The sequence below is a fragment of the Reyranella soli genome, assembly GCF_007992495.1.
GTDB classification, from domain to species: Bacteria; Pseudomonadota; Alphaproteobacteria; order Reyranellales; family Reyranellaceae; genus Reyranella; species Reyranella soli.
In genome coordinates this window covers 1-13,266 of record NZ_BKAJ01000162.1, presented here as the reverse complement: position 1 = coordinate 13,266, position 13,266 = coordinate 1, and the positions used below count along the sequence as shown (strand labels likewise).

Annotated in this window: 8 protein-coding genes; 6 read left to right on the top strand and 2 right to left on the bottom strand. The window is 58.5% G+C overall.

Features of this window, described 5'->3' with window-relative positions; translation table 11 throughout:
- Positions 1-175: 175 nt before the first annotated feature.
- Positions 176-1,270 (top strand): DUF7482 domain-containing protein, encoded by a 1,095-nt coding sequence (locus RSO01_RS37680; protein ID WP_147155758.1) that lies wholly within the window; start codon positions 176-178, stop codon positions 1,268-1,270.
- A 341-nt stretch (positions 1,271-1,611) separates the two neighbouring features.
- On the top strand, positions 1,612-2,079 hold the full coding sequence (locus RSO01_RS50065; RefSeq protein WP_218037588.1) for a DUF2721 domain-containing protein: 468 nt from the start codon (positions 1,612-1,614) through the stop codon (positions 2,077-2,079).
- Between the two features lie 2,141 nt (positions 2,080-4,220).
- Here RSO01_RS50065 and RSO01_RS37670 read toward each other — a convergent pair.
- Positions 4,221-5,294, bottom strand: a complete 1,074-nt coding sequence (locus tag RSO01_RS37670; protein WP_147155757.1) for a helix-turn-helix domain-containing protein — start codon at positions 5,292-5,294, stop codon at positions 4,221-4,223.
- 272 nt (positions 5,295-5,566) lie between these two features.
- Positions 5,567-5,902, bottom strand: coding sequence for a hypothetical protein (locus tag RSO01_RS37665; RefSeq protein WP_147155756.1), 336 nt, complete (start codon positions 5,900-5,902; stop codon positions 5,567-5,569).
- Positions 5,903-6,450: 548 nt separating this feature from the next.
- Here RSO01_RS37665 and RSO01_RS37660 point away from each other — a divergent pair.
- From RSO01_RS37660 to RSO01_RS37645, 4 genes are all read left to right on the top strand, one after another.
- The gene (locus tag RSO01_RS37660; protein WP_147155755.1) at positions 6,451-7,248 is read left to right on the top strand and encodes an esterase/lipase family protein; all 798 of its coding nucleotides are present in this window, start codon (positions 6,451-6,453) and stop codon (positions 7,246-7,248) included.
- Positions 7,249-7,907: 659 nt separating this feature from the next.
- Positions 7,908-8,423, top strand: a complete 516-nt coding sequence (locus RSO01_RS37655) for a PAS domain-containing protein (RefSeq protein WP_218037587.1) — start codon at positions 7,908-7,910, stop codon at positions 8,421-8,423.
- A gap of 207 nt (positions 8,424-8,630) precedes the next feature.
- A complete protein-coding gene (locus RSO01_RS37650; protein WP_147155754.1) occupies positions 8,631-9,233 on the top strand; it encodes a sulfite oxidase-like oxidoreductase in 603 nt (200 codons plus the stop codon).
- A 286-nt stretch (positions 9,234-9,519) separates the two neighbouring features.
- The coding region (locus RSO01_RS37645) for an ATP-binding protein (RefSeq protein WP_147155753.1) at positions 9,520-13,266 on the top strand (3,747 nt) is incomplete at its 3' end.

The following is a 13,266-nucleotide window of genomic DNA, read 5'->3' as shown; positions in this document are numbered from 1 at the left end:
TGCTGCCAACCCGGCCAAGACCACCTCGAAGGACTTTCGCACTGATTGCCTGGGTTGCCACATCCCAGCCAAGGACACGGATTGGATCTACGTACGCGGCTATCCGGGATTGAAGAAATAGGTGCGCAATTTCCAAAAGGTGAAGCCGATCGTTGAGGGCCGAAAAGGAGCGACGATGAAGTCAAACAAACTTCTTGGAAAATGCGTTTGCGGGCCGGTGATGGCGCTTTCGTTGTCCTTTCTCCTGACGGATGCGAGTTCGGCGGCGGACACATCCACCGAAAAGAGAATCACGAAGCTATTCCTCACATCTGGCCAAGTCGATCTCGCAAGAGAGGTGGTGAGATTGCCGCTTCATCGTGGCCGCCTTTCCTCTGGAGAGACTGTGTGGTTCGTTCTCACCGATGTAAGCGATTTCGCCACCTCCAGGAAGATGGGCCTCACATGGGCACCAAGCCTCAGTAAGGCCAAAGACCTCGCGAGCACGCGGGCTGCGCAAATGGACGAGTCCAACGACTTCACTTTCAAAGCGGGTCGGGTTGATTTCTCACCCGTTCAAACGTTAACGGCAGGAGAGACGCCAAACTTCTTCCCGCCTAGGTTGGCGCGAGCCGGGTCTGTTGGGGATGCGCACTACAGCCCGTTGGTTCGGGTGACAAACCGTGATGACATTGTCTTCAACGCACCCATGATCGCGTTCAACGTCGGACCAGAAAAACTCTCGTTCTGCGGCGGCAATCCCGATTACTCGGTTGTGACCGACTCGGTAGCCAACATCTGCCCTGACAATGGCACCGTCGACTTGAAGCTGCGCTTCGGATTTGCTGACGGAAAGCACTTGCGGTACCTCAGCTTCGACGCCAACTCTGAAGAATCGGCAGTGCTCGAGGCCTCTACCTTTGCGCCGGCCGAAAGTGACGTCCTCCAAAGTGGCGCAACGGAGATCATCTACACGATTGTAAATGGCAGGACAGGTCAAAACGACCCTGAGCGTCAAGGGCTCAACAGTGCCCTCAGTGGCGAAGGCCCTTCACTCGACATCCTTGCGAACTTCAAGGAGATCAGTGCCGGATATTCGCCGATGTGGGATGTTCAGCTGGCCGAATGGACCAAAGAGGCTATCGAAAAGAATCAACGAAAACTCATCACCGACGGTGACGACGTTACAGCCAAGAGCGAAACGGGCCTATTGGTAAGTCCCGGCGGAGGTCCGGTTAGGACGATCGGAAACCTGGTGAATTGTCCGGTCGTGGGCTTCACCAACGAGTAATTGTCGCAGCTCAGAAACTGATCAGCCCGCCTCCAGTGCATGGCGCTCAGCTCGCCCTGCCTTGGATGCCGATTATTTGGGTTCCAACGCGCGTCGTTGGACCGTTTCGACAAGCTGGGCATTGGCTGACCAGGGAGGATTTTGAGTTCTCAGTTACCTCGATCATTTATGTCGGCGCGGTGACGAAAGGAAGTGCCCTTGGTGCGGAAGAGATGCCACCTTACAGCTCACTTGTTGGCCTGGCCGGATGCCCGTGCCCTGACTGTTTTGGCTGGTTCCGTGTCGGCTTTCGAGAAGCAGTCGAAGATTGACTTTTCGTTTGCAACAATCTGATTGCCGGAGTGCGTGATGGAGGGTCATATCGATGGACTGGCCCACCTTATCCAGATTGCACTTACACCGGTGTTTTTACTGACCGGTATCGGCGACTTGCTCGCGTCTTCAATGCACGTATCGTACGTGTCGCCGATCACATAACGCATGTCACCGGCCTACTAGACGGCGGGGCCAATTTCGATGAGCGAGCAAGATTGCAGGCTCATCTTCTACGCCTTGCTCAACGCGCTTCAATGTTGGACGCGGCCGTCGCTCTCGGCGCGATCGGCGGTTGCTTGACCTGCAGCGCTGCCCTCGTGTTGTTTCTAGGGAGCGTCAGCCAGGCAGGAGGAGATAGTTGGCTAATTGGACTCTTCGCCGTGGCTTTGAGTTGTACGGTCGCTTCGCTTGTTGCGTTCTTCGCCGATAGCCTGCTGGCGTGGCATGGACTCCGTCGTGAAGGGCCACTCCCTAGGGCAGTGCGCAATGATTAACGATGAGGCGATCGACATAGCGACAGACCAAGCGAGATCGGCAATGGGTATATCAGCCAAGCATGCTCGTACTGCCGGATTGGCCGTGCACTGGTAGGGCGAAGTGCTGAGCGCGATGAGATCCGTGTCCGCTTTGCGGACTTGACTAGAACATCACGCTACGTCGCGGCAGGGCCAAGTGCGGTCGCCGCTCCTGGATGGCGGCACCATCTTGCCGTGCCCCTGCTAGCTGCCAAACGCAGTTTCAAAATTCCTTCCATTCGACCTTGGGCCGGATAGTTACCGTCTTGCTCTCACGAGTCCGCCTGAGGCGGACAGAGCAAGATTTGTAAATGGCACAACGCTAGTGGGGGCCAGGCACCCCCTTGACTGCTGTCCGTCCGCTGTGCTGGCCGCCGACACCGAAATCGGCCGAAGCCGCACCCACGGTACACTCTCGTCCGGCAAGCCGGCTTGCCGCCGACCGGCCTCGAGCAGGTCGCGCGATGGCCGAGCTTTCGCCTGAACAATGCCAGCAGCAACGACCTGCAGCAGCTCGCAGGATCAGACGTGTGGCCACGTATCCGGGACAATCAACTTGGACTTCCGCCTTAAACTCCGGATCTGCTCCCGTGGAGACTTCACGCAATCATCGGGAACGTGCCTCTACGAGAAGTAAGGCTAAGGAGAATTGGAATCAGCATGAAGGCGATCATAACGACTAGTGTGACAATGGCCTTTGCGCTTACTTGTCCCGCCCGACTTCACACGTATCCGCTGTGGTGCTTCTGTCGCTTCTCGGCATTTTCATACTCGCTTTCGCCACTGGGCGGAAAGTCAGGACCTAGGACGAAGACCACCACCTTGCCACCAGGTCGACTACCAGCGGTGGCCAGGGCGCGAACACTTCTTGCTGTTCGTCCATCACTATCTCTTACGAACTTCTGCGGCGGTCGGACGGATGTCGGCAGTGGACGCCAATGTCCCCATCATTGTCCGTAGGAGACTGATATGCGCTACTCTCTCGACGTACCGCTCAGCGTCAACAGCCATTCCTCCCGCTGCAAGTGGTGTGCAAACCGTCTCGCACCGGCTCGCCGCATATGGAAAGTGCGCGACGCGCACCGCTACTACTGCTCGGAACTCTGCTTCTTGCAGGGCGAGGAGCGCCAGTTACGGTACGCCCCAGAGCTCTCAGGTACAGTCAACCTTCATTGGACGGCCACGCTCGCCGTGATACTTTCCGTCCTCATGGTCGCTTTCATCTTCTTCGGAGAGACGAGGGCGGGGGCGCAGGACGTGGAGGGCATTTGTCAAACGGAAGCACCCGGGCCACGCCAAGTTCGACAACATCTACAAGGACTGGACGCAGAGCAACGGCCGGTAGTCCTGCTGTAACGGCGATGATCCCCTGGGTGGGACTCGACTGCGGCGAGCACGGCTCTTCACTTGGGCCGCCGGTCCGGCCTTCCTCGATCTGTACCTGAAGCTGGTGCGCCGGCACAGAACGCGGCCGTGGACCGACGCCGAGCGAACACCAGTTCGATGGCCCGGATGCTATGGCGAGTTTTGGCCTGTTGTAGGACCGCGGGACGAAGCTCGGCCTGATGACTGGGGCAATGTCGGGGCGATCCTGATGTCGCTCCTGCCCGAGCCGAGATGGCCTGCTGACGACCCTGCGCGTGCCTAGCCAGGGCAGGGCGACGCGCCGGGCATTCACTACAACCGCAAGGGCATGGGCGAATGCCATTTCCCAATGAAGCGTTGATCAACCTCTCACTGCGCGCACTGATTGCGCCGTTCGGATTGAATTACCAGAGGCCGGCACGCCACGTCGGTTCCGAAGACGAATGATGGCCGCATCCAAACGACGGAAGGCATACTTAGTCGCTACGTTGGCGAGGAAGGTGAGCCTAAAATCCTTCTGATCTGTGGCAAGTGCCGAGCTTCATAGGGGAGGGCGGTCGATCACCGGGTGCCTCAGTCGCGGCTGTTTCGTGCGCGTCTTCCAGGGAAGCCCATGCGGGAAATCCCACCCGCAATCAGCCGGCATCCAGTCTCGAGTGAGTCTGCGTCACTACCGGCGCTCCTTCCGGCGAGGGAACGTACGGTTTTCGCTCGAAGTGACCCTTCATTCAGTCGGACCTGAGACGATCAATCGGTTATCTCGCTGGTCCGCGTCCGGCTCCCGCGTCGTTCGGGGCCGAGAGCACCGCCAGCGCACGATAATCGGCCGGATCATTGCCAAAGGCACGCCGGAAGACACGGGAGAAACTGCTGCGGCTCGCATACCCGACTGCGTGTGCAATCTGTTCGATCGAGAGCACGTTTGCAGTCAACAGATTGCTAGCCTGGCGCATACGCAATTGGCGCAGTGCTACCATCGGCGAGCATCCGACCGCGCCGGTAAAACGAGCCATGAATGCCGATCTACTAAGCCCAGCGGTCTCGGACAGCGTCGTCACTGAATGCGGTGCGCCGGGGTTGGCCGCCATCCGAGCGAAAGCACGCGTGACCTGAGGATCGCTCAGGATCGAGAACTGTTCCAGCCGCAAGTCTCCGGAACTCAAAGATCGACGAAGGAGTGTAATCAGAACCTGCTTTAACAGCGCTGTCGCCATCGCCTCCATGCCGACCTGCCGATCGACAAGTTCCGCCAAAGCTGCCTCAAGTCTGTAACCGAGCTGATCGGTGGCATCGAAGCGCTCAACGATCGGTGACGCCAGTGTAGCGAAGAGATCAATAGAGGAGCCATAAGATGCATGGAAGCAGCCGCATATCATGATCACCTCCGGGTCGCTACTGCCGGCGCTGATTCTCTTCGCTGTCCCGGAGACGTCGCCCGACTTCCACTGCGCTTGTTGCACTCCAGTCCTTGACGTCGCTCCTCGGCCGTTTGCGGCATCGATCCGAAAGGGCTGCTTTGGGGGCGTGATGACCAACGTGTGCGGAGTCAGCGGGATTGCGGGCCCAGTTCCGACGCACATCTGGCCGATTCCTTCGAGGTTGTAGTGAATGCCAGCCGTCTCCGACGCGGGAAATGACAGCTGCCAGTTTCGGCTGACCGAGCACTCTGTCAAGGTGATCACGTCGACCTCTAGCATTGCCATCAGGGTTCCCAAATCGGAATGAAATGCGCGAAGATTCTGAACGTTGTTCCTTGCAGCGTTGGACGTGGACGTGAGGGGCGTGACGAGCTGGGTGGCTTGCCTGGTTCTTGCGAAAGTGAGGGTCATAGTATTGATCTCCGTCTACGTCGTCGTTCTGATGCCGATTCGCCTATTGATACGAGCGGCGATGACAGTTCGGTCCTCGGAGAAGTAACGGCGGTTGCGACCGATGGATTGGAACCCCTTGTGCCGAAGGGCACGTTCATTCGGCTCACTCCACCACTGGTGTTGCGGTTGCCGTAGAAGCTCATCGACTTGGTCGTGAGGACGAGCAATTCTATGCACCGTGCTTTCGCGGCCGTCAGAGTCCGGGCTAGATCTGCACGCCGGCGGTGCGCCTATGTGCCCGTGTTCGGTGGGACGAAACAGAGTACGCGGCCGTAGCTGAAGCAGAGATGAGCTCGCTCGATGTCCGGATTTCGCTCTGGCAGGATACGGTCGTAGGGGACGACCACCCATTGACCATCGTCCGTCTTGGCCCACCAATGGCCGTCGCGGACTTCGGCTGTCGTGGGGTAGCAGTCACCGCCGATGTTGCCGTCCTTCGTCTCCTTGCCGTTGCAGCAGGAGGTATCGGTCCCTGGCTGCTTCCATTTGGAATAGTAGTCGGCGTGATAAAGATGATGGCCGTTGGCCTGCGCCCTCGCCTTCGGCGCCCAGGCAAAGCCGAGCATGAATACCGCAAGGATGCCAGCGGTGCCGATGTATGCGACTGACCGATTGCTGCTGGACTGGTGCGCTGTACTGACGGGCAAGGATCGTGATGTTACGGGCATCGTTCGACCTTTGACGTTCGAGGCGGCTTAGCTGCTTGTCCCGCTTCACGACCGGTAGTGGCGGGCCTGTCGGCAAATTAATGCCGCCGAGAAGGGCCCTCCATTGGACGACGGGCGTTCCGAATGCAGTCTTGGTAACGGGATCCAATACCTTGGTTTAATGGCGAGCCTCGCTGCCTTCCCGGCTTGCGAGCGCATCCTCTTACTCAGATCGTTCGACGCAGAGCGACCGCCCATCCCGTCGAGATTCGTTTACGCACCAACAATCGTGAACCAACGTCGTAGGCCTCAATACCAACACGGTAGTCGAATGGACCTCCGTGTAGTTGAGCCGTCTGTGCTGTCGACGCATCGTGAGAGGGTCGCAGCACACTCGACGTTCGAACGGACAGACGATTGGCGAACACGTATCGGTGTAGCGGCGCACAACGCAATGGAGCAAGCCGATGTCTGCCGCAGACGCGACGCTTCCGCCCCCCTCCACCGTTCTCCAGTTCCTGGAAGCGCGGGTCCTGCCGGAATTTTGCGCTTTCTGGCTTGCTCGGCCGTGGCTTGCCTCCGTCACTCCGAGGGGCGATGGGCATCCGGTCCTCGTGCTGCCCGGCTTGCTTGCCGACGACAACAGTACCAGGGCGCTCCGGAGCTTCCTCAATGCGCGCGGCTACAACGCGCATGGCTGGAAGCAAGGGCGGAACTTCGGCCTCCGCCCCAACCTCGAGCGCAACATGCTCGCGCGTATCGATGAGCTGTTCGAGCGCTACGGCGAACACAGACTGAGCCTCGTCGGCTGGAGCCTGGGTGGCCTCTATGCTCGCCGGCTCGCGAAGATAGCGCCCGACAAGGTGCGCTGCCTGATCACTCTTGGCAGTCCGTTCGCGGGATCGCCCAAATCGACCAATGCATGGCGAACCTACGAATTGGTGAGCGGCAGCAAGATCGAAGATCAGGATGGGTTAGACGCTCTGGCCGAGACGCCGCCTGTCGCGACCACCTCAATCTTCAGCCGGTCCGACGGTATCTGCGCCTGGCAAACCTGCCTGAACAAGGACGGGCCGCTGGCCGAAAACATCGAGGTCTATGGCAGTCACTGTGGGCTAGGTCATCACCCGGCGGTCGTCTTCGCCATTACCGATCGCCTCGCCCAGCGGGAGGGCACCTGGAAGAAATTCGATCGCAGTGGCTGGCGTCATCTGTTCTTCCCGGATTGGCAGCGCCCATCGACCTTGCGTGCCATGCGTCCTTAGGCCGCCCGTTCGCTACGGCTTTGCAATCGACCGAGTTCGGGTGGATGAGTGTCGTTCCGAGCTCCGCCGAGATCGAAAAAGGCGGAGGCCCTCGTCGCTTGACACATGACCGCACCCGATCATCGCCGCATCCGTAAAATTACTTGCATCGACGGGGCATCCACACACGACCGTAGTCTTTTATCCTGGAACCAGAACAGCTTCTTTTCCTAGGGGATGCGCGGGTACACCAAGGTTCACGGATACTAACGCAGCTCGCCGCCGTCAGACGGGCTGGCCGACTAGGGATCGTCACCACCCGCTCAATTGAGCACAGGTCGACGACGAGAACACAGCTTTATCGACATAAGCCAAAGTTTATGGGCAACCGGCACTGCACTTATGGCATTCTCGTACGTACGGAACAAATCTAGGCGGAGCGTCGGCCATCTCGTCCGGGTGCGGATGGGAGGAGTGATTCTCGAGGAGTTTCGCCGACCATGCCGCTGGAGCAGGTGCTCCGTGGGTGTGCCATGACTGATATCGGCGGCATTCCAGAGTGTTACGTGTGCCAAAAATTGGGTTCGGAAGTACTGAGAGGTTTCCGGCGTAAGCGTCATCTTGGCAAACGGGCCAAATGGCGCATCGGTTATTGATTCTTTCGCGCAAAGGAGGTTGAAATGGCAGCCAGCGTGACAGGTGCGGGCTTAGCAACAAGCACGATGATTTTGGATGGCAACTTCGACAAAATCGACTTCCGAGGAGAACTTGTCGACGGTCACCTCATCGCGAAAGGAATTCTTGCGGACCAAGCGGAAATGGATTCCATCCCAGTAGGGATTTACGTTCTCGAGAAGGATGCCACGGTCGTCAAGTGCAACAAAGCTGCAATCGCGGGTTGGGGACGCACGCCATCTCTGGGAACGTCGGAAAAGTATTGCGGGTCACACCTTCTTCGTTACCCCTCGGGTGAAGTGATGCCGCACGAACTTGCACCACCTTCCGTGGTGATCAACAACGGCGCCACCGTTCGGAACGCCGATGTGATTTGCGAGCAGCCCAACGGTAATCGTCTTTTGGCGCTCGTTAATGTCTTTCCAATTCGAGACAACGAGGGCGAAGTGATCGGAGCCGTCAACATTTTCCGTCACAATACCAGCAAGACTGTTCCTGGCTTGCTCCCTGAGTCTGAGTAGTTCTAACTCCAAGATGTGCGAGGGGGGAACAATGAGGCTCCCCCTTCGCCGTTTCGGTGGACTAGCATCATGTGTCCCTTCTCGGAGTGTGGGGTACCAGAAACCTAATTTGCTATGTCCGCCGCAACCCGGCTGACGTGTCTCAGGCCCCGCTACCTACTACGTGCGCCAACGAGGCCGCGCCTTAATTTTGCGGTGGAGCTATTCATGCAATCGAACGAGCGACGCGAACGGGAGCGTGAGATGCGTGCTGCTGGGCGGCTGCCTCCAGGACAGTCGCTGACCCTCAAGTGGCCAGTGCTGCATGTGGGCTCGGTGCCGATCTTTCGTCCCAGGACGTGGGAGTTTCGCGTGTTCGGCCTGGTCGAGGAGCAGCTGCGGCTTTCGTGGGAAGAGTTCTCCAGCCTGCCGCAGAGCGAAGTATTTGCGGACATGCACTGCGTCAACGGCTGGAGCCGGTTCGACAACCATTGGGGAGGATTGCTCGCCACAGAATTGATGAAGCGAGTGAAGCTGCGGCCAGAGGCGCGGCATGTGATGGTCCATGGCGAGAACAACTATACGGCAAACTTGCCAATTTCGGATTTTCTGCGCCCGACGACGATTTTCGCCATGCGTCATGGCGGCGAACCGCTTACGTCTGATCATGGCTACCCGCTGCGTCTCATGGTGCCAAACCTCTATGCGTATAAGAGCGCGAAGTGGGTGCGCGGGATCGAGTTGTTGGATCGCGAAGCGCCGGGCTTATGGGAATTTAACGGATATCACATTTACGGCGACCCATTCAAAGAACAACGATCTTCGAGCTGAACATCGCGATGCTGGAGATATGAGTCGTCTCAAGGACGGCTGCTCGAACCAATCGTTAGACTATTTCACTTGCACGACGTGATTTCATTAGAGCGACAAGATAAGGTTTCACGTCGAGGCGCCGCGGCAGTAGATGAAAAGCCCCTTTTCAGTTCGTTAGAAAGGGGTTTCAGTGCGTTAGACAAGGTTGAACCGACTCTCCGGCCGGCTTTGCCATTGATATATTTCGTTCCTGTTGCGTCTTTCTAGTGTCGATTCCGAAAGTCGTGATGCCGTGGCGACAAGAATGTCACCTAGCCCGGGGCTGTCGGGGTACGTGCTAACGCCCCTGCGGGAAAGCGCGGACTTTACCCTTTTCCGCGGCCGAAAGCCCGACGACCCCTCGCCAGTCCTGGCGATCGCACTATTTGAACAGCCGTCGCCTCAGAGTATCCGGCGGCTTGTGCACGAATACTCGTTCGCAGGCGAACTCGACCCCGCGTGGGCCGCGAAGCCTCTGGCCATTACTCGTCACCGAGGTCGGACGATCCTCTTGCTCACGGACCCTGGTGGTCAGCCGCTGGATCGGATTCTTGGGCGTGACCAGGGTCAACCTCTCGACCTGAGCCGCTTCCTTCGCACAGCCATTGGGTTGGCAAGAACACTCGGTCAAGTCCATCAGCAGGGCTTCATACATAAGGATCTCAAGCCTGCGAATGTCCTCGTCGACGACACCGGCAACGCGTGGCTCACCGGATTCGGGGTTGCCTCCCAACTTCCGCGCGAGCGCCAGTCGCCCGAAACTCCCGAGTTCATCGCGGGAACGCTCGCCTACATGGCACCCGAGCAGACCGGACGAATGAACCGTTCGATCGATTCTCGGAGCGATCTTTACTCGCTTGGAGTGACGTTTTACGAAATGCTGACTGGAGGTCTCCCGTTCACGGCCTCTGACCCGATGGAATGGGTGCACTGTCACATCGCGAAACAACCCGCCGCACCCAGTGAGCGGGTAGGGACCGTGCCGGCCTCGGTCTCCGCAATCACGATGAAGCTGCTCTCCAAGTCGGCCGAGGAACGGTATCAGACAGCGGGGGGAGTCGAGAGCGATCTTCGGCGCTGCCAGTCCCAATGGGAGTCCCAGGGGTGGATCGATGACTTCACTCCTGGCACTCGCGACATCCCGGACCGTCTTATGATCCCCGAGAAGTTGTACGGGAGAGACCGCGAGGTTGACACTCTGCTCACGGCCTTCGATCGCATCGTTGGCGGTGGCCGAGCGGAACTGGTACTGGTCTCCGGATACTCCGGCATCGGCAAATCCGCAGTCGTCAATGAGCTCCACAAACCACTCGTGCCGCCACGCGGCTTGTTTGCGTCCGGCAAATCCGACCAGTACAAGCGCGACATTCCACATGCCTCGCTGGCCCAGGCGTTTCAGAGCCTTATCCGGCGGCTCCTCAGCCAGAACGAGGAAGACCTGCGCAAATGGCAGGATGCACTTCGTGAGGCGCTGGGTCAGAACGGACTGCTCCTCGTCGATCTCGTCCCGGAACTGAGGCATGTCATCGGCGAGCAGCCGCCAGTGCCCGAATTGCCGCCGCAGGAAGCGCAGAGACGTCTTCAGATCGTATTTCGACGGTTCATCGGCGTATTTGCGCGACCTGAACATCCACTCGCACTCTTCCTCGATGACATGCAATGGCTGGATGTCGCCACACTCGACCTCCTCGAAGATCTGTTGACCCGAAGCGATTTGCAGCACTTACTGCTCATTGGTGCCTATCGGGACAACGAGGTCGATGCCACGCACCCACTGGTACGTAAGCTAGAAGCGATCCGTGAGGCCGGAGCGGCAGTGCAGGACATCGTTCTCACACCACTCAGTCGTGGCGATCTAGGTGAACTGCTTGTGGACTCACTTCATTGCCAGCTGGACCGCGCCGCTCCATTGGCAGACTTGATTCACGAAAAGACCACGGGCAATCCGTTCTTCGCCATCCAGTTCATTTCTACTCTGGCGGACGATTGCCTGCTGACATTCGATTACCGCGCGCGGCGTTGGATATGGAACCTGCCCCGCATTCGTGCCAAAGGCATCACGGCCAATGTTGTAGAGCTGATGGTCGAGAGGTTGAAGCGCCTTCCGCCAGAAACCCAGAAGGTACTCCAACAGTTCGCCTGTATGGGCAACAGTGCAGAATTCGAGACGCTGCGAATGGGGTATCAGGGCTCGGTCGAGGACATGCACGACCATCTCTGGGAAGCCGTGCGATCGGGCCTCATCTTCCGTGCCGACAATTCCTACACTTTCCTGCACGACCGCGTGCAGGAAGCCGCCTATTCGCTGATCCCGCAGGAGCTGCGCGCCGAGGCTCACTTGCGCATCGGAATGCTCCTCGCGGAGCACACCCCCACTGAAAAGCGCGAGGCGGCGATATTTGATATCGTCAATCAACTCAACCGGGGCTCCCATCTCATCACCTCTGTCGAAGATCGCGAGCGCGTCGCAGAACTGAATCTGATCGCAGGCCGGCGTGCGAAACTCTCGACAGCATATGACGCGGCGCTCAAGTATCTCGGGGCGGGCAGAGCTCTTCTTGCAGAAGAGACTTGGGAACGTAATCACCAGCTCATCTTCTCGATCGAGTATCTGACAGCCGAGTGCGAGCTGCTGATCGTCACGGTTTGCCTCGCCGCGGGAGATCCACTCGCGGAAGTGCAAAAGGAATGCGAGAACGGCCTGGCATTTGCGAGGAGGGTGCGTTTCGGCCTGGTCATCGAGCGCTGCGAAGCACAACTCGGTTTGATCCTCACCTTGCGCGGGCTGACTGCGACGTTCGGGTGCTTGGATTATGAGGGGTACAGCGAACTCGATACTGAACGCCGCTTGGCCACCCGCCCCGACCTGGTGCTCGCCGAGTTCTATTACTGGACGCGAAAGCTGCAGGCGCACTTTTTCGCCGGAGACCTTGCCTCGGCGGTCGACGCCTCGCTGCACGCGGAATCGCTGCTTTGGACGTCGGCGGCAATGTTCGAGGCGGCGGAGTATCGACTCTATGGCGCGCTGGCGCATGCGGCGGCCTGTGATCACGCCACACCGGAGCAGAGAACGAGACATCTCGATTCTGTGCTGTACCACTACCAGCAGCTCCAGGAATGGGCGGAGGTGAATCCCGAAACCTTCGAAGACCGCGCTGCCTTGGTCGGCGCCGAGATCGCCCGCATTGAGGGCCGGCTAGTGAACGCTCAGGAGCTGTACGACAAGGCCATTCGCGAGGCTCGCAAGTGCGGGTTCGTGCAAAACCAGGCGATTGCCAACGAGACTGCCGGGCGTTTCTACGCAGAGCACGGTTACGAGAAGATCGCGGCGAGCCATTTGGAGGCCGCGCGGGCCTGCTACCTGCGCTGGGGAGCCGATGGAAAGGTTCGCCAACTCGAGGCGCTTTATCCCCAGCTCAAAGTGGACAAGTTGATGCGGGATTCCACGGCGACCATAGTGACTCCAATCGAGCAGCTCGATTTGTCTACCGTAATCAGAGTCTCGGAAGCAGTGTCAGGCGAGATCGTTTTCGAGAAGTTAATCAACACGCTCATGAGTTCGGCAATCGAACACGCGGGCGCCGATCGTGGTCTTTTGATTCTTCCTCAAGGCGACAAGTATCAGATTGCAGCGGAGGCCACAGCCAGCGGTGACAATGTGAATGTGATCTTGAAACATGCACGCGTCACGGCCGCAGATCTACCGAAGGGTATGTTTCACTACGTCCTTCGGACAAAGGAAAGCGTTCTCCTGCACGATGCTTCCAGTCAGAACACGTTCTTAGAGGATGGCTATATTCGCGGCCACCGCTCACGGTCAGTCCTCTGTCTGCCGATACTTAAGCAGACCAGGTTGATTGGGATGCTGTACTTGGAGAACAATCTTACGGTTTCCGCGTTTACTCCTGCTCGAATGGTGGTCCTCACACTGCTCGCTTCCCAGGCGGCTATCTCAATAGAGAACGCCAGCCTGTACCGCGAGCTAGCTGAGCGGGAGGCCAGGATCCGCGAG